General features: G+C 34.6%; 23 protein-coding genes. 11 read left to right on the plus strand and 12 right to left on the minus strand.

All coding sequences use genetic code 11. The features are described 5' to 3' along the window. Together FPG59_RS05725 and rsmG are read right to left on the minus strand one after the other, a co-directional pair. Window positions 1–890: alpha/beta hydrolase (locus tag FPG59_RS05725; RefSeq protein ID WP_254906652.1), on the minus strand; the 890-nt coding region annotated here is incomplete at its 3' end. Window positions 891–925: 35 nt separating this feature from the next. Further along, window positions 926–1,555, minus strand: coding sequence for a 16S rRNA (guanine(527)-N(7))-methyltransferase RsmG (gene rsmG, locus FPG59_RS05730; protein ID WP_086453665.1), 630 nt, complete (start codon window positions 1,553–1,555; stop codon window positions 926–928). A gap of 106 nt (window positions 1,556–1,661) precedes the next feature. On the opposite strand from rsmG, the gene FPG59_RS05735 reads away from it, so the two are divergent. The 6 genes from FPG59_RS05735 (at window position 1,662) to purT (ending at window position 8,922) form a co-directional block, all read left to right on the plus strand. Then, window positions 1,662–2,759: an acyl-CoA desaturase gene (locus FPG59_RS05735; RefSeq protein WP_086453666.1), complete on the plus strand. Its 1,098-nt coding sequence runs from the start codon at window positions 1,662–1,664 to the stop codon at window positions 2,757–2,759. 54 nt (window positions 2,760–2,813) lie between these two features. Beyond that, on the plus strand, window positions 2,814–3,998 hold the full coding sequence (locus FPG59_RS05740; RefSeq protein ID WP_086453667.1) for a pyridoxal phosphate-dependent aminotransferase: 1,185 nt from the start codon (window positions 2,814–2,816) through the stop codon (window positions 3,996–3,998). 221 nt (window positions 3,999–4,219) lie between these two features. After that, window positions 4,220–4,678, plus strand: coding sequence for a PA2169 family four-helix-bundle protein (locus tag FPG59_RS05745; RefSeq protein ID WP_086453668.1), 459 nt, complete (start codon window positions 4,220–4,222; stop codon window positions 4,676–4,678). Window positions 4,679–4,941: 263 nt separating this feature from the next. Next, window positions 4,942–6,810, plus strand: coding sequence for a U32 family peptidase (locus tag FPG59_RS05750; protein WP_086453669.1), 1,869 nt, complete (start codon window positions 4,942–4,944; stop codon window positions 6,808–6,810). A gap of 154 nt (window positions 6,811–6,964) precedes the next feature. Beyond that, window positions 6,965–7,726 (plus strand): hypothetical protein, encoded by a 762-nt coding sequence (locus FPG59_RS05755; RefSeq protein WP_086453670.1) that lies wholly within the window; start codon window positions 6,965–6,967, stop codon window positions 7,724–7,726. Window positions 7,727–7,761: 35 nt separating this feature from the next. Beyond that, entirely contained in the window at window positions 7,762–8,922 is a 1,161-nt protein-coding gene (gene purT, locus FPG59_RS05760) for a formate-dependent phosphoribosylglycinamide formyltransferase (protein WP_086453671.1), read from the plus strand. Window positions 8,923–9,028: 106 nt separating this feature from the next. Here purT and FPG59_RS05765 read toward each other — a convergent pair whose 3' ends face one another. Next, the gene (locus FPG59_RS05765; protein ID WP_086453672.1) at window positions 9,029–9,892 is read right to left on the minus strand and encodes an AraC family transcriptional regulator; all 864 of its coding nucleotides are present in this window, start codon (window positions 9,890–9,892) and stop codon (window positions 9,029–9,031) included. 91 nt (window positions 9,893–9,983) lie between these two features. On the opposite strand from FPG59_RS05765, the gene FPG59_RS05770 reads away from it, so the two are divergent. Both FPG59_RS05770 and FPG59_RS05775 read left to right on the plus strand, forming a co-directional pair. Further along, window positions 9,984–10,346: a DUF983 domain-containing protein gene (locus tag FPG59_RS05770; protein WP_086453673.1), complete on the plus strand. Its 363-nt coding sequence runs from the start codon at window positions 9,984–9,986 to the stop codon at window positions 10,344–10,346. A 36-nt stretch (window positions 10,347–10,382) separates the two neighbouring features. Further along, on the plus strand, window positions 10,383–10,712 hold the full coding sequence (locus FPG59_RS05775; protein WP_086453674.1) for a DUF6370 family protein: 330 nt from the start codon (window positions 10,383–10,385) through the stop codon (window positions 10,710–10,712). A gap of 59 nt (window positions 10,713–10,771) precedes the next feature. On the opposite strand, the gene FPG59_RS05780 is transcribed toward FPG59_RS05775, so the two are convergent. Continuing rightward, on the minus strand, window positions 10,772–12,415 hold the full coding sequence (locus FPG59_RS05780; RefSeq protein WP_086453675.1) for a hypothetical protein: 1,644 nt from the start codon (window positions 12,413–12,415) through the stop codon (window positions 10,772–10,774). Window positions 12,416–12,582: 167 nt separating this feature from the next. Between FPG59_RS05780 and fabD the strand changes: the two genes are divergently transcribed. Next, window positions 12,583–13,455 (plus strand): ACP S-malonyltransferase, encoded by an 873-nt coding sequence (gene fabD / locus FPG59_RS05785; RefSeq protein WP_086453676.1) that lies wholly within the window; start codon window positions 12,583–12,585, stop codon window positions 13,453–13,455. A gap of 95 nt (window positions 13,456–13,550) precedes the next feature. Beyond that, window positions 13,551–13,802 carry a hypothetical protein gene (locus tag FPG59_RS05790; protein WP_086453677.1) on the plus strand — a complete coding sequence of 84 codons (252 nt, stop codon included), beginning with the start codon at window positions 13,551–13,553 and terminating at the stop codon, window positions 13,800–13,802. Window positions 13,803–13,846: 44 nt separating this feature from the next. Here FPG59_RS05790 and FPG59_RS05795 read toward each other — a convergent pair whose 3' ends face one another. From FPG59_RS05795 to FPG59_RS05810, 4 genes are all read right to left on the minus strand, one after another. Next, window positions 13,847–14,164 carry a hypothetical protein gene (locus tag FPG59_RS05795; protein WP_086453678.1) on the minus strand — a complete coding sequence of 106 codons (318 nt, stop codon included), beginning with the start codon at window positions 14,162–14,164 and terminating at the stop codon, window positions 13,847–13,849. Beyond that, window positions 14,152–14,349 carry a hypothetical protein gene (locus FPG59_RS05800; RefSeq protein WP_086453679.1) on the minus strand — a complete coding sequence of 66 codons (198 nt, stop codon included), beginning with the start codon at window positions 14,347–14,349 and terminating at the stop codon, window positions 14,152–14,154. The genes FPG59_RS05795 and FPG59_RS05800 overlap by 13 nt, the downstream gene beginning before the upstream one ends. A gap of 120 nt (window positions 14,350–14,469) precedes the next feature. Beyond that, window positions 14,470–15,483: a UDP-glucose 4-epimerase GalE gene (gene galE / locus FPG59_RS05805; protein WP_086453680.1), complete on the minus strand. Its 1,014-nt coding sequence runs from the start codon at window positions 15,481–15,483 to the stop codon at window positions 14,470–14,472. A 64-nt stretch (window positions 15,484–15,547) separates the two neighbouring features. After that, the gene (locus FPG59_RS05810; protein WP_086453681.1) at window positions 15,548–16,678 is read right to left on the minus strand and encodes a DegT/DnrJ/EryC1/StrS aminotransferase family protein; all 1,131 of its coding nucleotides are present in this window, start codon (window positions 16,676–16,678) and stop codon (window positions 15,548–15,550) included. 222 nt (window positions 16,679–16,900) lie between these two features. Here FPG59_RS05810 and FPG59_RS05815 point away from each other — a divergent pair, with 222 nt between their 5' ends. Further along, window positions 16,901–18,127: a 3-deoxy-D-manno-octulosonic acid transferase gene (locus tag FPG59_RS05815; protein ID WP_086453682.1), complete on the plus strand. Its 1,227-nt coding sequence runs from the start codon at window positions 16,901–16,903 to the stop codon at window positions 18,125–18,127. Between the two features lie 244 nt (window positions 18,128–18,371). Here the strand turns inward: FPG59_RS05815 and FPG59_RS05820 are convergent, their stop codons facing one another. From FPG59_RS05820 to FPG59_RS17020, 4 genes are all read right to left on the minus strand, one after another. Next, the gene (locus FPG59_RS05820) at window positions 18,372–19,094 is read right to left on the minus strand and encodes a LytTR family DNA-binding domain-containing protein (protein WP_086453683.1); all 723 of its coding nucleotides are present in this window, start codon (window positions 19,092–19,094) and stop codon (window positions 18,372–18,374) included. Window positions 19,095–19,100: 6 nt separating this feature from the next. Next, window positions 19,101–20,195 carry a sensor histidine kinase gene (locus tag FPG59_RS05825; protein WP_254906653.1) on the minus strand — a complete coding sequence of 365 codons (1,095 nt, stop codon included), beginning with the start codon at window positions 20,193–20,195 and terminating at the stop codon, window positions 19,101–19,103. 165 nt (window positions 20,196–20,360) lie between these two features. Then, window positions 20,361–22,361, minus strand: coding sequence for a S9 family peptidase (locus FPG59_RS05830; protein WP_086453684.1), 2,001 nt, complete (start codon window positions 22,359–22,361; stop codon window positions 20,361–20,363). A 61-nt stretch (window positions 22,362–22,422) separates the two neighbouring features. Next, window positions 22,423–22,527, minus strand: coding sequence for a DUF3395 domain-containing protein (locus FPG59_RS17020; protein WP_140344594.1), 105 nt, complete (start codon window positions 22,525–22,527; stop codon window positions 22,423–22,425). Window positions 22,528–22,906: the final 379 nt, after the last annotated feature.

Below are 22,906 nucleotides of genomic sequence, written 5' to 3' on the forward strand. Positions count from 1 at the left end.
GCTATTTGCTGGTCTACAAAAGAATAATGAGAACAATTATCTAAAATTTCAAAATTATCCGTTCCAACAACCGTTCTCAAAGTTGACAGTTGTTTCTCTGAAAAAATTCCATCATTCTTGCCATAAAATGCTTTTATAGGAATACCAATCTTAGCTATGTTCTTTAAAATTGGAATTGTATTTAAATTATTTTTTATTTCATTTTTATAAAACTTTATAGGTGATTCTAAATTCCTATAACTTGTTTTGTAAATATGTGTTTCTGTATAATCAGATCGTAATTTCTCGCTTTCAACAGTTGGACTTGGCATATTAAAAAAATGCAATTTATCTGCAATTTCAAAACATTGTTTTCTGTATAAAGCTGAATCTTTTCTTAATTTTTTGGTACTAATAATTTGATTTATTTTTAAAGAGTCATTTTTAAACTGCTTTTTTGCTTCTCTCAGTATATGATCATAGGTTTTTTGTTGAGAAAATAAACCATCAACTAAAATTAAGCTTTTTACCTTTTCTGGGAATTCATTGGTAAACAATGTTGCAACAATCCCCCCGAAACTATGAGCAAGAAGATTTGCTTTCTCAATACCATAGATTTTATAAATTTCCTGTAAATCTTCAAAACTTTCATTGAATGTCATTGTCGCATTCACATCTTTAGAACGACCTTCTCCTCGCCTGTCATAAACAATTACGTAAAAACCTTTTTCTGCTAATTTTTGTGCAGTTGTAGCTTCAAATAAATTAGAATTCCCACTGGGACCTCCGTGAATAAATATTACCGGCGGATTTTTAGAATCACCGAAATGTTGCATATAAATATTCTGCGCACTTATTGAATTTACAACCGTAAAAAATAAAATCAGTATTACTTGCCTCTTAATTTTCAAAAGGAAATCTATATTTTAAAATTTCAACCAAACGACTATGATTGAAACTTCAACGGCAAGTGTACTACTTTTTTAGTCTCAAAAAATTCATCTTCAAAATAATCTGCTAAGTTGTATTCAGTAGCTTTCGGGAAATCTTTTAACTCTTCGGTTAAGTCGCCTCCTTTTAGGTAGAGAATTCCGTTTTTCAATTCGTGTTTGTTTTGTTTTTTAATTTTGGTTTTTACCCAAGACACAAAATCAGGCATATTGGTTACTGCGCGACTCACGATAAAATCGAAATCACCTTTTACATTTTCAGCACGTATTTGCTCTGCTTTTACATTTTTCAATTCCAAACCTTCGGCAACAGCCTGAACCACTTTTATTTTCTTGGCAATAACATCAATCAAATAAAATCTAGTTTCCGGAAAAAGAATTGCCAATGGAATTCCTGGAAATCCACCGCCAGTTCCCACATCTAAAACGTACGTTCCAGGTTCAAATTTCATTATTTTAGCAATTCCAAGTGAATGTAAAATATGTTTAGTATATAAAGAATCAATATCTTTTCTCGAAATCACATTGATTTTTTCGTTCCATTCGTGGTATAAAAAATCGAGCTTTTCGAACTGTTCCTTCTGAAGACCACTTAAATTAGGAAAATACTTTAAAATCTCGTCCATCTATTATTTTTTTTAACAAAAGTAATACTTTATGGTTAAAATATTTATCTGAAATTTGTATACCAAAAAATTTTTAATAATTACCTTTGAACCTTATCTACATTATATGAATAACAATGCCCCTACTTTTGCTAAGCAAGATAGCCTAAAATTTTTTAGAACACTTAACTCTCGGGTTAACAACTACTTCAAAGAGAACAACATTCAAAAAACAGGCAACTGGCAATTATACCTGAAAACGATTATTTTATTTTCTGTTTTTCTAGCACCTTACTTTTTAATTCTAACCCTTGGTATGCCATTTTGGGCGCACTTATTATTGACAATCGTCATGGGAATTGGTATGGCAGGTGTTGGAATGAATGTCATGCATGATGGAAATCATGGATCGTATTCCAACAAATCATGGGTTAACAAATTCATGGGCGGAACGATATACGTACTAGCGGGTAATGTGTACAACTGGCAAGTTCAACACAATGTTTTGCACCACACCTACACCAATATTCCGGGACATGATGAAGATCTTGATGCTGGTCGTGTTATTCGTTTTACAAAAGAAGCCAAGTGGTACAACTTTCACCGTTTTCAACAATACTACTCTATTTTCTTGTATGGTTTATTGACTTTCAACTGGGCGATTACTACTGATTTTAAGCAAATGCGCAACTACCTCAAAAGAAAATTATCTTACGGAGAAGCTAAGAGCCCAAAAATACTTTGGACAACATTGATCATTACTAAAATTATTTATGTTGCCATTTGGATTGTATTACCAATAGTAATTGGGATCACTTGGTGGAAAGTACTAATAGGATTTTTTGTGATGCATTACACTGCTGGTTTGATCTTGAGTGTTGTATTCCAACTAGCGCACGTAGTAGAAGAAACTACAAATCCTACACCAAACGAATTGGGCGAAATGGACAATACTTGGGCTATTCACCAATTGTTTACCACTACTAATTTTGCACCAAAAAACGCAATCGTAAACTGGTACACTGGCGGTTTGAATCATCAAATTGAGCACCATATTTTCCCAAATATAAGTCACGTACATTATGGTAAAATTGCAAAAATTGTAAAAGAAACTGCTGCAGAATGCAACCTCCCTTATTACGAATACAAAACAATGAGAAGTGCCGTGATTGCTCATTTCAAACATTTAAAAGATTTAGGACAAAATCCAGCATTAACCGCATAAAAAAAAGCCTTTATGGGCTAATAATATATTAAAACTAACTACAACTTAATACCAATGAATCCATTATCCGATAGAATAAATAATTTATCTACTTCACAAACCTTAGCCATGGCGGCTTTAGCCAGAGAATTAAAAGCGCAAGGTAAAGACATCATCAGTTTAAGTCTTGGAGAACCTGACTTTAATACGCCTGATTTTATCAAAGAAGCAGCAAAACGCGCTATTGATGAAAATTACAGCACCTATTCTCCTGTTGAAGGTTACCTTGAACTGAAAGAAGCCATTTGCCGAAAGTTTAAAAGAGATAATAATTTAGACTATAAACCCACACAAATTGTCGTTTCTACCGGAGCCAAACAATCGTTGTACAACATTGCTCAAGTAATGCTGAATGATGGTGACGAAGTAATTTTGCCAGCACCGTATTGGGTATCGTATTTCGAAATCGTAAAATTATCAGGAGGTGTTCCTGTTGAAGTTCCTACATCTGTAGAAACAGATTTCAAAATAACACCTGCACAACTAGAAGCGGCTATTACACCAAAAACTAAAATGATGTGGTTCTCCTCACCATGTAACCCATCAGGATCTGTATACAGCCGTGAGGAATTAACAGCGCTTGCTTCCGTATTAGAAAAATACCCTCACGTGTATGTAGTTGCAGATGAAATTTACGAACACATCAATTTTTCAGGGACTTTTTGCAGCATTGCTTCTATCCCGGGAATGCTAGAAAGAACCATTACTGTAAATGGTGTAGCCAAAGCTTTTGCCATGACAGGTTGGAGAATTGGATACATTGGCGCTCCAGAATTCATTGCAAAAGCGTGTACAAAAATTCAAGGACAAGTAACCTCAGGAGCCAATTCTATAGCGCAACGCGCTACAATTACTGCTGTTGATGCTGACCCGAGTGTTTTAAAACACATGGTAGATGCATTCCACAGCCGTAGAGATTTAGTTGTAGGATTACTGAGAGACATTCCAGGAATCAAAATCAATGTTCCAGAAGGTGCTTTTTATGTTTTTCCAGACGTTTCATCCTTCTTTGGAAAAACACTTAAAGGAACTTTTATTAAAGATGCCAACGATTTTTCTATGTATCTTTTAAGCGAAGCTAATGTAGCTACTGTAACTGGTGACGCCTTTGGGAATCCAAACTGCATTCGTTTCTCTTACGCTACTAGCGAAGAATTATTAAAAGAAGCATTGCGTCGCATTAAAGAAGCAGTCGCCTAAAACTAGTATTGAAATATTTAATATACAATGCCTCAAGATTTATTTCTTGGGGCATTTTTTTATACTTTGCAGCAATGAAGCTATCATAAACAACAGTAAATCAATAGGTACAGAGTCGATTTCGACAACAAAAAAGTCACAAACATTAGCTTTAATTCTGTAACAATTTACTAAGCCAATAGCGCCAACTTTGAAGTAATTATTAACAAAAAATATTTGCTATGACACACACAGATGAAACCAGAAAAGAAGCCATCGATACATTTGAAGGACTTATATCGATTCTAGAAGACGGAAAATTAGGCTACACAAATGCAGCTGAACATGTAGACAATCATGCTGTAAAAACCGATTTACTAGGGTATGCACGAGAACGCGACCTCTTTATTGTAGCCATGCAAGATGAAATCAACAAACTTGGAAAATCTACTGATACAGCCGGCGGCGGACTTTTAGGATCCTTACATCGTACTTGGATTGACATTAAATCATCTCTAACAGCAGGTGACTCAGAGGCAATTTTAAATGCTTGCATCACAGGAGATGAAGCTGCAGTTATGAGATACCAAAAAGTGTTAGAAGAAAATAATCTTGAAGCTACACAAATTGACATAATTGCTAAGCAATTAAAAAGCATCCAACACACTTTGACGGAGATAAAATCCAAAAAAGCACATTAAACACCATTTTAATTTCGATCTTAAAACCACTTTGTTGTATTGCAAAGTGGTTTTTTATTTAACATTGAAGATTTCATATTCTATTCTAAAATAGCTCTTTTGCGGTAGGACAATTTAAATCCGTATGGAGTGCTTCTTTTATTTCTAAAAAATCACCTATTCATTAGAAATCTTGAATAATTTATTAGACCTTTGCTCACTTTTTTTTTGGAACCACCAAAAAGACTAAAGTGTTAAAAAACAACTAATTTATCATCAAATCGATGAAGAAAAAAATAGAAATTCTAGCACCTGCCAAAGATTTAATTCATGGTATGGCAGCTATCAATAGTGGGGCTGATGCCGTTTATATTGGTGCACCACAATTTGGAGCCCGTTCTAATGCCACCAACTCTATCGAAGATGTAGCGGCTTTAGTAAAGTACGCACACCTTTTTAACGCACAAGTTTTTGTGGTTATCAACACGATCTTGTACGATAACGAGCTAGAAACTTGCCGTCAGATGATTTGGCAACTGTATGATATTAAAGTTGATGCTTTAATTGTGCAAGATATGGCCATCATGGAAATGGACTTGCCTCCTATAGTGCTACACGCGAGTACGCAAGCCAACAACCGTGACCCTCATAAAATTAAATTCTTGAAAGATGCCGGAATGAAACGCGTCGTTTTGGCTCGTGAATTGAATTTACACCAAATCAAAGAAATCGCTGATACTGCTGATGTTGAATTAGAATTTTTTGTAACTGGTGCACTTTGCGTGTCGTTCAGCGGTAACTGTTATATGAGTGTGGCCAATGGCGAACGCTCTGCCAATCGTGGTTCCTGCGCACAAAACTGTCGTTTGCCTTACAACTTAATCGATGGTAATGGCGACACTTTAATCAAGAACAGTCACCTACTTTCGATTAAAGATTTTGATGTTTCGGATCAAATTCCAAATCTTGTTGAAGCCGGCGTGATGTCCTTTAAAATCGAAGGGCGTTTAAAAGATATCGTTTATGTAAAAAATAATGTTTCGTATTTACGTCAAAAATTAGATGCTTTCTTGGATGGAAATGAAAAGTACACCAAAGCTTCTTCTGGAAAATGTACCTACACTTTTGACTCAGCTTTGAACAAAAGTTTCAATCGAGGATACACCGATTATTTTGTAAACGAAAGACACCAATCTATCGGTTCTTGGGAAAGTCCAAAATCAAAAGGGCAATACATCGGGAAACTAATTCGTACTGTGGGTAACGCTTACGAAATAGAAAACGGCGAATTACTCAACAACGGCGACGGTTTGTGTTACATCAATGAAAATAATGAAGCTGACGGAATTTATGTAAACAAAGTCGAAAACGGCTTGGCTTACCCAAATGTATTAAAAGAACTAAATGAAGGAACTTTTATTTATCGTAACAACGACGCGGCTTTTATCAAAATTGTAGAACGTGAAGACAGTGCGGTTCGTAAAATAAGCACCACTTTACACCTGACCGAAACCGAAAATGGCTTTGAATTAAAAGCTACTGACGAAGATGGTAATGTGAGCAAGGTTCAATTGGCACACCCAAAAGAAAGAACCAAGAACAACGAGTCGATTGAAGAAAACTTCAAAATTAACTTAGCAAAAACAGGTTTCACGCCTTACACAGCCGATGAAATTACAATTGTATTTTCTGAAAATTGGTTCCTACCAATATCCAAAATTAACGAAATGCGAAGAACTGTTTTCGAACAACTGTCGGAAATTCGTTTGGCTAATTACAAAGTTGAGGAACACCAATTGGTTAAAACATCGCATCCTTATCCAGAGACTAAACTGGATTTTATGTACAATGTTTCGAATAAACTGGCACGTAAATTCTACGAACGTCACGGCGTTACCGAAATCGAAAAAGCTTTTGAATTACAATGGGACCCTGGAAAATCCCGCGTGATGACCACCAAATATTGCATCAAATACGAATTAGAACGTTGCCCAAAATACCATCGTGAAAATATGGACAAGAAGGTAAAAGAACCTTTGGTATTAAAACAAGGCGAATTAGAATACAAACTCAAATTCAATTGCAAACCCTGTGAAATGGAAATCTGGGAAAAAGATGCTGAATTCGAAATTGAAGAAGATCATTTTCATTAAAATACAAAACCGTTGCTTTATTAAAAAAAAGCATCGGTTTTTTTATTAAATTTGGGCGTGTTCGCCGCGGCGAGCGGGCTATGCGCTATATCTTTTGTTCCGCTATCGCTTCACAAAAGGATGTCGCTTCTATCCCTCACCAAATCCCTAAAAAATGAAAATAAAATCCGTACCAATAATTTTAGCTTTGTCACTTTTATCATTTATAAGCTGTCAAAAAGAGCCTAGTTTTGAAAAAGCTATTTCTGATTTGAAAAACAAATTTCCGCAATTAGCGAAACAGAACAATAAAAATATTGAATACAAACTGACAAGAAGTGTAACAAATGGAGATAGAGAATTTCAATTAAAACTATATTCATCTGTAGTGAATGAATATAATGACCCACAGAAGATAATAATTCTTGTCAATCAAGAATCAGAATATTACGCAATACCTTATTTATCAAATACGCATCGAGATTATTGGGAGTTTCCAAATGAGACTCAAATACCTAGTATCAAAAAAACAAATACAACTTTTGAAAAGGAATTAATAAAAGCATTAGATACATTAAATTTGAATGATTCAAAAGGAACTGCTAATATCGTACTTGATGAATTATTTTTTTCACTTTTACATTGTGTAAGAGTAAGTGAAAAAGATAATAATGAACTACAAGCTATATTTTTGACCTCAAATAATAATATTCCAATCGAAAATAATAATGACTGTAGTGAAAGATTAAAAAAGAACTATTATGCTATTTTCGAAAACAGAAAAAACAAAAAACACATAGGAAATTATACTTTTTGGGATGTTATGAATGCTAGAATATATCAATTTGAAAAATTAGATGGAGTTAAAAACAGGAGAGCGAATCTTACACTAAAAACGTTCAGACAAGATTGTGCATTCCGTATGATAACAATGTAAAACTCAATAATCTCTCCCCAACAATTTAAAAAAAAATAAAAATACTACTCCTCGGCTCAGGCGAATTAGGTAAAGAATTTGTAATCGCTGCACAACGTATTGGGCAAACTGTAATTGCGGTAGACAGTTATGAAAATGCCCCTGCTATGCAAGTATCGCACGGTTTTGAAGTCATTAATATGCTTGACGGAGAAGCATTAGACCGTATCGTTGCCAAACACCAACCCGATTTTATCGTTCCCGAAATAGAAGCCATTCGCACCGAACGTTTTTATGATTACGAAAAACAAGGTATTACCGTAGTACCATCCGCAAAAGCAGCCAACTTTACTATGAATCGTAAAGCCATTCGTGATTTGGCCGCCAAAGAGCTAGGGCTAAAGACTGCCAACTATCGTTACGCCACTACCGCCGAAGAATTAACAAAAGCGGTAGCCGAAGTCGGAATGCCATGCGTAGTAAAACCATTAATGTCTTCGTCTGGAAAAGGGCAATCCACCATCAAAACAGAATCTGATATCGAAAAAGCCTGGCAATACGCCGTTGAAGGCTCTCGTGGTGATGTAGTTGAAGTAATTGTTGAAGCTTTTGTCAAATTCAATTCAGAAATTACTTTATTGACCGTCACGCAAAACAATAATCCTACGCTTTTTTGTACCCCAATTGGTCATAGACAAGAACGTGGCGATTATCAAGAAAGCTGGCAACCTGCTTTGATATCCGACAAAGATTTATACGAAGCCCAAGATATGGCCGAGAAGGTTACTGAAGCTTTGGGCGGAGCAGGACTTTTTGGAGTCGAATTTTTCTTGGCTGATGATGGTGTTTATTTCTCAGAATTATCACCAAGACCACATGATACAGGAATGGTAACTTTGGCGGGAACGCAAAACTTTAACGAATTCGAATTGCATTTACGTGCCATTTTGAGTTTGCCTATTTTTGAAATCACTCTAGAAAAAGTGGGTGCTAGTGCCGTTATTTTGGCATCTGAAAACTCTGAAAGCCCTAGTTTTACAGGAATAGAAAAGATTGCTGCTTTACCCAAAACTGATTTTAGAATCTTTGGCAAACCCACTTCTAGACCTTATAGACGCATGGGAGTAGCTTTAGTAAATGATAGTCTTGAAACACCAATTGACATTGTTATAGAAAAAGCCAAGAAAGCGGCTAGTTTAATTACCGTTCATCCGTAATTTACTTTCGGTAATATTTTCAAATCGGGCGCTTTCGAGAGGCAACAGTTGATCTCGAGTGCGCCCGACTTTAAAAGCGTCTTATAAAACCAAAACTAATTTCTCATTACTTTTTAAAATTGCGGAAGTTCGTTGGTGTCAATCCAGTCTGTTTCTTGAACAATCGGGTAAAATACGAGTAATCTTCATATCCTAAACGTAATGCGATTTCGTTTACCGTAAAATCTTTGTCAAACAACATGCGTTTGGCCTCGAGTATAACTCTGTCCGTGATAACCTCAGTGGTAGTTTTTTGGAGTCTTTCGTTGCAAATTCTATTTAAATGTTTCAGTGTTATGTAAAGCTGGGCTGCATAAAAAGAGGCCGCTTTCTCTGTTTTGTAATGCTTTTCTAATTCGGTTTCAAAAGCTTTAATTTTCACATTATAAGCATGTGCTTGATGCAAATTCGATCTTTCATACTTACGTGCAATTTGAATATGAATGCAGTCCAACAGATTCAAAATATAATCCTTCTGCCAAGGTTGATTAGACTGTGATTCCTCTATAAGTCTTTCAAAATACGGCACAATAGAAAGTGTTTCGGTAGTTTGCAAAACAAGCTCGGGTTTATTATCCACAGCAGAATAAAAAGGATAGTCCGAAATGTCCTTTTGTCCAAAGTAAAGATTGTAAAATTCCTGCGAGTAAAAAACAACATATCCTTCCACATCCTCGGATAAATGCCAATGGTGAATTTGTCCAGGTTGCATAAAAAACATGCTTCCTGGCTGAATATCAAAAACATCAAAATCAATCTCATGCGTCCCCGAGCCTTGTATAAAAAACACTAAAACATAAGAGTTATGACGGTGTGGCTCCTCTACAAAACTGTGCGTAATTAAATGATTTTTAAAGGTATTGATATACAAACTACTGTTGACTGCATTGCAATTAAACCGCTGAATGTTGTAAATGGGATACTTAGCCATGATATCTAAATGTCTTTATTGTCCTAGAAGTAGCGAAGATAGAAAATACTAAGCATAGCAATAAGAAATACCTTTGATAAAAATAAATATCATGTCACACGCTATCGCTCATATCCTAAATAATGATTGTCCACAGTGTCAAAAAGGTAAGGTTTTTAATGAAAAAAGTATCTTTTTTACTTTTGGTTTCCCTAAAATGAACGAATACTGCTCGCATTGTCATTACAAGTTCGAGAAAGAACCTGGCTATTTTTTTGGAGCTATGTATGTCAATTATGGCCTAACAGTGGCGCAAAGTATAGCCACTTATGGTATTGCTCAGTTTTTTTTTCAGGAAAGATTTGATTTGAGAATCATACCTATCATTGCCTTTGTAATAATCGCCTTAGCTTCGTTCAATATTCGTTTGTCACGACTGTTATGGATTTACATGTTCAAAAACTATTCGATGTAAAAAACAGGTATCTTTGTTTTTTATAAACTTATTTTCATGAAAAAAATACTTTGTTTAGTGCTTCTATTTATGGCTACACTTGCCAGCGCTCAGGATAAGAAAGAAAATCAAAAAGCTAAAATTGTTGAAGCTTCATGTGGTCAATGCCAATTTGGTATGACAGGACACGGATGCGATTTAGCCGTTCGCATAGACGGAAAGTCCTATTTTGTAGACGGCAGCTCCATCGATTCCCACGGAGATGCACATGCTAAAGATGGCTTTTGTTCCGCTATTAGAAAGGCATCTGTACAAGGCGAAGTCGTCAACAATCGTTTCAAGGCAACCTCCTTTACCCTTTTGCCAAAAGAAAAAAAGAAATCCTAAAAAAATACCCCAAAAAGTCGTGAACTTTTTGGGGTGTTTTTTATCTTAAACTATTCTATCTATTTTGCTTTTGAACTTGTCTTCAAAGTTTTATTGGCAAATGTTGCCACATCAATCACTTCTTCTAAATCGACATCAAAAGAAATCATCACGCTATCACCCACCATCGTCACAGGCAATTGATTGGATATTTGTGATGAGCCTACAAAAATATTAGGATAATCTTTTACTTTGAAATAATAAAAGCTATTTCCGTTTTTTACATCATTTTGAATGCGCGTCACAATAGATTGTACTGATTTTTGAGTCGCAGCACTGTTGGGATTAATTTTATTATCTGCCATATTGTAGACATTTTTAAACGAGGTCAGCGTTTCACGCATGGTATTTCCAACACCTACAATGGTATAATCCGAAATTGCAACCATAGCAAACATTTTAACTAATCCGCCTTTATCTTTCAAAGTCATCACATACGTTGGAATGTTATTAATGTTATACGGAATAGGCAAAGATGCCTCATAACCTTTTTCTTGAACTTTTCCCTGAGCCGAACTTTGGGCAGCAAATTCAGTTGCACCGCCTTGTTTGTAAAAAGTAGTTTCTTTGGTTCTGGTATCCACCAATACAAAACCCACAGCAGATTCGTCCTTTCCTACTGATGTCAAACCCGTATACCAGTATGATTTGTTATTGTTTCCGTAAACTAATGTCAAACCTTCGGTAATTTGAAGTTTATTCGCATTCGAAAAATTCCAATATCCATGCACGTATTCGCCCCAATCATTCAACTGATCTTCGATAAAGGCCAAAGGCTGAATTCTATCCACCCATTTTGGTGTCTTATCAATAGAGTATTCTACAATAGCTCCAGTTTGTGCATTAACAACAACTACACCAATGGCATCTCTTCCTGAAAAACCTATTTTTTTAGCATATTTAGTTACAATCCAAAACGGATTTCCAGCATCATCAATTTCAAAACTAAAATCAGTCAAACCTACTGTGGCATTTCCGTTAAAATAAATATGCCTGTGAATATTACTTTGAAAAAAAGCTCCTTGCTGGTACTTAATTTTAATTGCTTTACCTGCTACGTTTTGTACCAGTTTTACATCACGCTCATTGGTTGCTGAAACCATCACATATCCTGCTGTTCCCTCTTGATTGTTGAACCATTTAAAAAAACCAGAGTGTAACAAAGGCGCAACCCAATACAAACTATTGTTTACTTTTTGAATACAAAAATCACCTAATTCTACTTGGCTACCCAAAGCCGGTTGCGATCCCAATATTTTTTCTCCCAGTAGGTGTGCTAATTCTTCATCAACAACACGAATTTTGTCAATTGCAATTGGAGCGATGTGAGTGGTTATTTTGTCGCCGTTTTTTACCTTGCCAAGTAACTTTTGGTACGAGTCAGATCGAAACATTTTGAGGCTCGTTACAAAAGGTAAAACCGTACAATAACTTAAAACAACAAGAAAAGCATACACCAAAAAGCGACTGGGTTTCGAGACCACTTTTACCTGATTATTAGAACCTGAAACAGCAAATCCCGTCGAAAACAAAAGAGCTAAAACCAATAAAATAAGTACAATAAAAGCAAAGCCCGGAAAACCGTAATTGAAAACGGGTAGGTTATTGTAAACCAATAAAAACCCTAAAAGCAATAAAAAAATAAAAGTAAATGTCTTTTTCATTTTGAAAAGTTATTTGTGTACCAAATTAGTCTTCGTACATCAAAAAGCGTTACAGTACTATTCCGAAAAAAAGGAAACTATTGTCGCTTGTAAAAAAATAGTATTTTTGCAAGCTGATTGAAATACATTTTCAATCCCTAGTAATTTTCAATCTTTAAAATAAACACATGAAAGCATACGTATTTCCCGGTCAAGGCGCACAATTTACAGGTATGGGTAAAGACTTATACGAGAGTAATCCTCTTGCAAAAGAATTATTTGAAAAAGCGAACGAAATTTTAGGATTCCGCATCACCGATATCATGTTTGAAGGAACTGCCGAAGAATTAAAAGAAACCAAAGTAACTCAACCAGCAGTTTTTTTACACTCTGTAATATTGGCTAAAACTTTAGAAAATTTTACTCCAGAAATGGTAGCGGGACATTCTCTTGGCGAATTCTCTGCACTTGTTGCTAATGGCGCTTTATCTTTTGAAGACGGTTTAAAGCTAGTTTCTCAAAGAGCTTTAGCAATGCAAAAAGCTTGCGAAATTACTCCGTCAACTATGGCCGCTGTTTTAAACTTAGACGACAAAATTGTTGAAGATATTTGCGCTTCCATTGATGGTGTTGTGGTTGCTGCAAACTATAACTGTCCGGGTCAATTAGTGATTTCTGGTGAATACAAAGCCGTTGAATTAGCATGCGAAAAAATGAAAGAAGCGGGTGCCAAAAGAGCTTTGATTTTACCAGTAGGTGGTGCGTTCCACTCCCCAATGATGGAACCAGCTCGTGAAGAATTAGCAGCAGCTATTGAAGCTACCACTTTTTCAACACCAATATGTCCCGTGTACCAAAACGTAACTGCAAGTGCCGTTTCGGACCCGAACGAAATCAAGAAAAATTTAATTATTCAATTAACCGCTCCTGTAAAATGGACGCAATCTGTACAGCAAATGATTGCTGATGGGGCAACCTTATTTACCGAAGTTGGTCCTGGAAAAGTACTTGCAGGATTAATTGGAAAAATCAATAAAGAAGCAGTTACAGCCAACGCATAAGCTCGTTTTCAAACTAATAAAAATTCCTCATAGACCTGTGTTTATGAGGATTTTTTTATATCTTTAAAATATACAAACCCATAAATAAATTGAATATGAAAAAAGTAATTTTAGGAATAGCATTTTTAGCACTAGTAACAGTATCTTGTAAAGAAGAAACGAAAGCTAAATTAGACGAGGCAAAAGATGCAGTAGGTACTGAATTAGAAGCGAAAATAGATACTGCCACTGTAAAAATGGACAAGGCTGTAGATACTTTACAATCAAAAACTGGAAAAGCACTTGAAAAAGGTGCCGCAAAATTAGATGAAGCAGCTGCAAAGATGAAAGAAGCAGCTAAAAAATAAATCATAAAAAAAGCCAAATCTGTCCCGATTTGGCTTTACTTTTTTTACAACCTCTTAGCTTCCTCACAATGGTTGTTACTAATTCCAGTTATTAAAAATATAGAATCTTGTCTTTCAAAGAATATGTACCAAGTAGTTCGATTATTCGCTTTGTAAAAAATATAGTTGGTTCCTAAATAACGGAGTTTTTGTGGAGTTGATTTATGCGGAAAACTATTAATTTCTAAGGTAATAAAATCTACAATCTTATCAACATAAAGTATTGCATTCTTTTCGTAACTAAAATATTCTCGATCGAAGAGTATAGAAATCAGTTCATCAAAATATAGTAGAATTTCTTCCTTAAAAATTACTTTTTCCAAGGATAGGCTTTTATTCTTTTATACATCTCAACTTTAAATTCCTCGGGAGTCAAACCTTTTTTCACTTCTTCATCAAAATTAAAAGTAGCTCTATCAATTCCCTTAAACCTAATTTTTGAAGTTTCATAACCTATTGAAGGCTCTTCGGCTTTACTATTTTCAGATTTGTTTTTTTCAATATCCATGACTCATTTCTTAGTTTTACGAATTTACAACAAATTACTTGAACGAAAAAATCCTGAATTATCATTGCTATAATTCAGGATTTTCATTCTATTTATGAAGAGCGTCTCTCAGATCCAAGGCTACATACGAACTTTCTGCTCCCATTTCCAGGCACTTGCCATAGCTTCTTCTAGTGTTGATTGCGCTTTCCAACCTAAAACCTCATTAGCTTTTTCGGTACTTGCGTAAGCTGATGTGATGTCACCTTCGCGTCGACCTACAATTTTATATGGTAACTGCTTCCCACTTACTTTCTCGAAAGTTTCAATTACTTCTAGAACCGAACTTCCGGTACCAGTACCTAAATTGAACGTCTCTACTTTGGTTTCATTTTTCTTATTCAATAAGCGCTGTAATGCAATAACATGGGCTTTCGCCAAATCTACTACGTGTATATAATCGCGAATAGCAGTTCCATCAGGCGTAGGATAATCGTTCCCGTAAACTGATAATTCAGCTCGTAATCCCATTCCGGTTTGCGTAATAAAAGGCACTAAGTTTTGTGGAACTCCCAATGGCAATTCTCCAATTTCAGCTGATGGATGCGATCCAATTGGATTAAAATAACGCAATAAAATAGCATTAATATTGGTAACTTTGGCTGTATCAGTGATAATTTCTTCACCAATTTGTTTGGTATTTCCGTATGGAGACATCGCTGTTTGAATAGACGCGCTCTCAGTAATCGGCATTGTTTCGGCTTGACCGTAAACCGTACAAGAGGAACTAAAAATAAAATTGGCTTCAGGTTTTTGTTGTAATTCCTGCAACAGATAAATCAAAGCGCTGATGTTGTTTTCATAATATAACAACGGATTTTCAACACTTTCGCCCACCGCTTTTGAAGCCGCAAAATGTATCACACCTGCAATATCATCATGTCTTTTAAAAAAATCTTGAACTTTATCTTTTTCTCTTAAATCAATTTTTTCAAATGCAGGCTTCACACCCGTAATGTTTTGAATTCCATCTAAAACATCCAAAGAAGTGTTAGATAAATTATCAACAACCACAACTTCGAATCCTTCGTTTTGCAATTCAACCACGGTATGAGAACCTATAAATCCTAAACCTCCTGTTACTAGTATCTTCATACTTTATTGATATATATTTAAATTTTATTTCATAAAAAAGACGCGATAAATCGCGTCTCTACAATTATCCTAAAAATTCTAAAACACTCGATGTAATGAATTCTATTTGCTCATCATCTAACTCAGTGTGCATTGGTAAAGAAAGTACTTCTTTAACCAATTGATTGGTTACTGGAAAATCCTCTTCGTTATACCTAGCATCAGCGTATGCTTTTTGCGAATGCAACGGAATTGGGTAATAAATGGCACAAGGAATCCCTTTGTCTAACAAATGTTGCATCAAGCCATTTCTATCGGCATCAAGAATTCTTAAAGTATACTGATGAAAAACGTGACAGTCGCAAATATCACAAATGCTCGGTGCAATTATATTTTTGTGTCCTTCAAAAGCAGCAGAATATTTACGTGCTGCGTCTTGTCTGGCTTTTCCGTATTGATCTAATAAAGGCAATTTAGCATTCAGCACTGCAGCTTGTATGCTGTCAAGTCTTGAGTTTACACCCACAACATCGTGGTGGTAACGCTCATACATACCGTGATTTACAATCCCGCGTAATTTGTGAGCCAAAGCATCATCATTCGTAAAAATTGCTCCACCATCACCATAACATCCTAAATTTTTAGATGGGAAAAATGATGTCGCTCCTACGTGACCAATAGTTCCTGCTTTCTTTTTTGTACCATCAGAGAACTTGCAATTAGCACCAATAGCTTGTGCGTTATCTTCAATCACGTACAAATTATGTTCTTTGGCAATAGCCATAATCGCTTCCATATTGGCCGCACGTCCAAATAAATGAACCGGTACAATAGCTTTTGTTTTCGGAGTTATAGCTTTGCGAATCCCATCAATAGAGATGTTCATGTTGTACATATCTACATCTACCAAAACGGGAGTTAACTGCAACAAGGCAATTACCTCAACAGTGGCTGCAAAAGTAAAATCGGCAGTGATTACTTCGTCACCTGGCTTTAAATCCAATCCCATCATTGCAATTTGCAAGGCATCAGTACCATTGGCACAAGGAATTACGTGCTTTACATCTAAATATTCCTCTAGTGATTTTTGAAATTCATGCACTTTAGGTCCGTTGATATACGTATTGGTGTCTAATACTTCTTGAATAGAAGCATCTACAACGTCTTTTATTTTTTCATATTGACTTTTCAAGTCAACCATTTGGATTTTTTTCATTTCGATTTTCAGTTTAATGTTCGAAAGAGAAGCCTGCTATTGCATTCTTGTTCCTTTCTTAAAACGTAGAACAAAAATAGTTATTTATGTCTTGATACCAATGCAACGTTTCTTAAAAAGCGGGGAATACAATAAAATAAAATTAGCAGTCTTGAAATTTAAAAAAATGATGCGTTAGAAATTCATTTAAAGAAAACGTATTTTAGCCCAAAATTTCTAGCCATGCTTTTTATCTACAATTTATTAGTTTTATTTGCGAGTTTTCTTTTAAAGATTGTGGCACTTTTTAGTCCAAAAATGAAACTTTTTGTAGAGGGCAGAAAAGGTGTTTTTAAGCAACTTGAACAGCAAATAAAACCAACAGACAAAACCATTTGGTTTCACGCAGCATCGCTAGGAGAATATGAGCAAGGATTACCTGTGATTGAAAAAATTAAAGAACAACTCCCAAGTCATAAAATTGTCTTGACTTTTTTTTCCCCATCAGGTTACGAAGTCCGAAAAAACAATGCTGTAGCAGATATAACGGTTTATTTACCAATGGACACAAAGGAAAACGCACAACAATTTCTTGACATCATTCATCCTGAAATGGTGTTTTTTATCAAGTACGAATATTGGCCGAATTACTTAAACGAACTCAAAAAACGCGATATAAAAAGCTATTTGATTTCTGGAATTTTAAGAAAAAACCAAGCCTTTTTTAAATGGTATGGCGGCTTTTACAGAAAAGCACTCGATGCTTTTACTTACTTTTTTGTACAGAATGAAAGTTCTAAAAAACTCTTGCAGCAATTAGGCAAAACCAATGTTATCGTATCCGGTGACACCCGTTTTGATCGTGTGGCCACCATTTTAGAAAAAGACAATACGCTGGATTATATTGCTCAATTTAAGGATAACACTACCACAATTGTTGTGGGAAGTTCTTGGCCAAAGGATGAAGATTTCATAATAAACTTCCTTAACTCGACTGCTTTGAATGTGAAATTTATAATTGCTCCACACAATATTAAAGACGAACAAATTGAAAAACTCAAAAATAGCATCAGCCGAAAAACTGTTTTATTCTCTGAAAAAGAAAATAAAAACCTGGCAGATTTTGATGTTTTTATCATTGACACCATTGGGATTTTGACCAAAATTTACAGTTATGCTGATATTGCTTACGTGGGTGGAGGCTTTGGAAATCCTGGCGTGCACAATGTTTTAGAACCCGCTACTTTTGGTGTTCCAATCGTTATTGGTGCCAATTATTCGCATTTTGCAGAAGCAATCGCATTGGTTAACATGGAAGCTTGTACTTCCATAAAAAATCAACAAGAATTGAACGAGACTTTTGAAAATTTAATTCGAAATGAAGACATCCGTCACGAAAAAGGACATATGTGCAGCACTTTTGTACAAATGAACAAAGGCGCAACGCAAATGATTGTGAGTCGAATTTAACTCGCTTTAGTGGGTTTTGTCAAATAAGTTATAACAATTAAACTAGTCTAGTCAACCAATAGAACTTTCACAAATCAATAAACCATTAAGTTCATTAAGAAAATTAAGAATCATTGCGCTTACTGTTGCATAATTCTCTTTATGATTTAGAGAACAAGCTAATTTTAAAAATTCTTGCAAAAGAGCTGTAAACTAGAATTCAAATTAATAACCATTGACGCCTTGAATGAAGACTAAGTCATTGCTATAAACTTAGCTTATCTTTGAAATTGCTGGCTTGTCTTCGGGAAATTTCTACTTTAATATCTTTTGGAAGTTCTGCCAAAAGATTTCCGCTAAACCAGGTTTCAATTTTACCAATGTATTGCACATTTACAATTTGGTTTCTATTGGCTCTAAAGAAATATTTCTCAGGAAGTTTTTCCTCAATTTGGTTTAATGATTTGTTGATTGTAGCTTTTTCATTTTGAAAAAATACTTTAGTGTAATTGCCATCAACTTCAAATAAGTAAATATCAGAGATTTTTACCAACCAGCACTTTTCTCCATCTCTGATGAAAATCTGATTGTCTAAAGCTAGTTTCTTCTCATTTTTTTCGGCTCTTTCAATCAAGTTTGTATTTACTTTTTCTATTGCTTGTGCAAACCTTTTTGGATTGATGGGTTTTAATAAATAATCGAGCGCATTGTATTCAAATGACTTGATGGCATACTCATCAAAGGCAGTTGTAAAAACCGTAATAGGTACATTATCGAGCATTTCAAGTAAGGCAAAACCATCTTTTTCAGGCATGTTGATGTCCAGAAAAAGCAAGTCGGGCTGCGTGTTGTTGATGAGTTCAAAACCCAAATCTACATTTTCGGCTTCACCAATTATTTGAATTTCAGGGTGATTTTTAATTAATTCCTTTAGCTCATTGCGAGCCAAACGAGAATCTTCGACTATTACAGCTTTTATTTTTTTCATCGGTTACTAAGAAATAGGTAGTGTTATTTTGGCAATGACTTCATTTTCAATTTCATTGAGTGAAAAAGTGGCGCTTTCGCCGTAAATCAATTGCAATCTTCTTTGAATGTTTTTGAGACCTAATTGTGTAGTTCCTGTTTGTTGAGACAAATTCCCTGTATTCTTAACTTGAATATGTAAATTGGTATTTTCTTTTTTGATTTCCAACAATAAAATACCGCCATGTTTTAGTTGTGAAATTCCGTGCTTTATGGCATTTTCAATCAACATTTGAATAATCATAGGCGGAATTGGCAATTTTAAAGTCTCCTCTTCTATTTCTGAAATAAATTGCAATCGATCCTCCAATTGAATTTTTGAAATGGCAATAAAATTTTCAACCATTTCAATTTCTTCCTCAAGTGCAATGGTATTCACCTCACTTTTTGTCAAAGAATACCGCAGCATTTCAGACAATCGCGTGATCATTTCCCTTGATTTCATTGGGTTTTCCAGAATCAAACCGCGAATATTATTTAAACTATTAAACATAAAATGCGGGTTAATTTGCCCTTTTAAAGCATTAATCTGTGACTCTTTAAGGGTCGATTCTAATTCTAACCGATTCATTTTATTGTCTTTTAATAATAAGATTGTTTTAACAACAGTATATGAAATTATCCACAAAAAAAACAAAATAGAAAACAAAATGATAAATACAATATTTGCCAATAAACTTTGGCTAGGGTGATTTAAAACTTCTGGCCTTTTATACACATATGTAAGCATCAAATAGTTATACCCCATTATAAATGAATAATAGATACCGATTGACATCACAAACACTAGAATAATTTTAAAAAGATCTCTTCTCGTAAAACTTTCAAAATCAATATACTTATTAAAAAAGAACCGTACAGAATAGGTCACAACAATGATAGCAACAGTATAAGATACATAATCTAAAACCAATTGCCATTTTTCATATCTTAAAACATTTCTTTTAAGGTCTAACATTGGAGGTATAAATATAAAGCCTAGTACAATGGTCCAGATCACAATTTGAATGATCCAAAACGTATATTTTCTTTTTGATATTTTTTCTATTGAATTCGTTTTCATTGTTTTATTATGAGATTAGTGCTGTGAAGTACTCAGCAATCTTTATAACTGTAATCAAAATTAGTTTTACCATCATTTTGGGTTTTAAATTAAAATATTCCTTTTAAAACTTTTGGCGAAGTACAACTACTCCGCCAAAAGTAAACTTTTTCAAATTAATTTTTACTACTTCAAGTGTTGTGCAAAAAAACCAAGCATTGATTTATAGAGCTCAATTTGATTTTCTTCTCTAAGAAAACCATGTCCTTCGTTGTATTTTACCATATAAGGAACTTCAAATCCTTTTTTGCGCAAAGCAGTCACAATTTGATCTGATTCTACTATAGTAACCCTTGGATCATTTGCACCTTGAACCACAAACAAAGGCTTTTTGATTTTATCGACTTGATAAAAAGGTGATACCTCTTTGGCAATTTTAGCCTGTGCAGGATTGTCTAAATCATACCAAATTTTCTTTGTCGCTTCTGTATAAGGTTTCCAATATTCAGGAAAAGAACTAAAAAAAGTTTCAATGTTTGAAATTCCTACATAATCCACTCCACACGCATATAAATCAGGTGTTTTTACTAATCCCATCAAAGTAGCATATCCTCCGTGACTTGCACCATAAATAGCAATCTTATCTTTGTTTATCCATCCTTGTGACAATACATACTGCACTCCATCTTCAATATCATCCATCACTTTACGACCAATTTGACCATATCCTGCTTTCGCAAATTCTTTTCCGAATCCTCCCGAAATTCTAAAATTTACCTGCAGCGTTGCATAGCCGCGACTCGCAAACAATTGTGCTTCTTGACTAAATCCCCAACTGTCTCTTACTGTTTGTGGACCACCGTGCGGATTAACAATTAAAGGCACCTTTTTTCCTTCTAAAGCCTCTTTCGGCAAGGTGATGTAACCATAAATTAAAATTCCATCACGACTTTTAAACGAAATCGGTTGCATAACAGCCATATCTTTTTGTTCTAGTTTTGGCATCAAATCGAACATATATGTTAATTTATTTAACTTTGAATCGTACTGATAATATTTCCCGTAAAATTTATCACTAGAAACAATGATCAACATTTTTTCTTCATCGTCACTTTGTGAAACAATTGAAAATTGCGCATCTTTAAATTCCTTTTGTATGTTGTCATATATCTTTTTAAAAGGTTTACTTATTGGGATGATGGTGTTTTTTTCTCCGTTAAAACCAACGTAGTCCACTTCAAAATTTCTTTTTTCAGAGAGCACCAAATAATTGGAGTCAAAGGTCGGGTTAGAATAAATTTCCTTAATCATTTTATTTTGCTTCAAATCATACAAAACAATTTGTGTTTTATCAGATTCTAAATTTGATAATACATAAGCATCATCTGGATTGGGAGTTTGGTAATTTAAAGAAACAACACTGAAAGTTTCTGTTGATTCAAATTCTTTTAACAATTTAAAATCGCTTGCGCCTGCAGGCCTGTAGTAGTACTGCATGTTAATCCCGTTAACCAGTCTTGTAAAGCCTATTAGATTGCCATCTTTATCAAAATTATAGACCAGTATTGGGTTTTTAAGGTCCGTATTGGCATATAATCTTTCTATTGCTCCAGTTTTGATATTGATTTTATAAGGCTCCTTAACTTGCTTGTTTTCCTTATTCATAGTAACGATAATAAAATCCCTTTGATTTTTTAGTACCGTATTAATTTCTGCCTGAACGCCGTCAAAAGGCGTCAAATCAATTGAAGTAGAACCATCAATACCAGCAGAATAAACATGTATGTTTTCATTTCCTCCTTTATCCATGGCATAAATTAATCGCTCATTATTCAACCAAAAATACGTTTTGATGAGTTCTTCTTTTTCCTCTATTACTAGCGAAACTTTGCCTGTTTTAATCTCCTTTACGTATACATTGGTTTTGCCGTTATCCATTTTTTGAAAATAAGACATGCGTAATCCGTCAGGTGATAATCTAAATGTTCTTGCTTTTGCTTTTGCAAAGAAATCTTCAACAGCATATTTGTAATTTCCGTTATCAAAAGAAGCTAATTTTTCTAGATCTCCTTTCGACGAAGGCAGCGAAATATCGCCAAGTCTTTTTGCTTCAGGTTGAGCTGTTTGTGCATTGGCATTTGACAATCCCATTATTGCTAGTGCAAGTACAATGATATTTTTTTTCATGATTTAAATTGATTTAAATTGATTTTGATTGATTTGATTGATTTGATTGATGATATATTTTTTAAGCCATTATTAATTTCATTAAGTAAACTAGTAAAAAACCTATTATAAAACCAAAAACTGCTTTTAAAATAACTAACCCTTTTTTTGAAATTTCTGTTTTCATATTTTTGATTGATTGATTGATTGATTGATTGATTGATTGATTGATTGATTGATTGATTGATTGATTGATTGATGATAGAATTGCTTACGCCAATTTGAGTTTAGCCAATTAACATTTTAACGTTCTGTCGCTTGGCGATGTTGGGGATTAGAGATGCGGGATTTTTCGGTTAAACACAAATTTTCCAAACACAAATCTATCCTTAAATTCAGCCCAAAACCCCAGTCACGCCAAACGGCTGTTGAACTAAACCTACGGTAGCTTGCGAGCCTTAAAATAAATTCCTTTCAAAAACAACCATTAAAAACAAATTCAAAAACTATTTTTTATATTTTTGCAATAGAATAAGGACGTTTCTATTTGCATTACTTAATTGATT

Source organism: Flavobacterium sp. FPG59 (assembly GCF_002150205.1).
In the GTDB taxonomy this organism is placed as follows: Bacteria; Bacteroidota; Bacteroidia; order Flavobacteriales; family Flavobacteriaceae; genus Flavobacterium.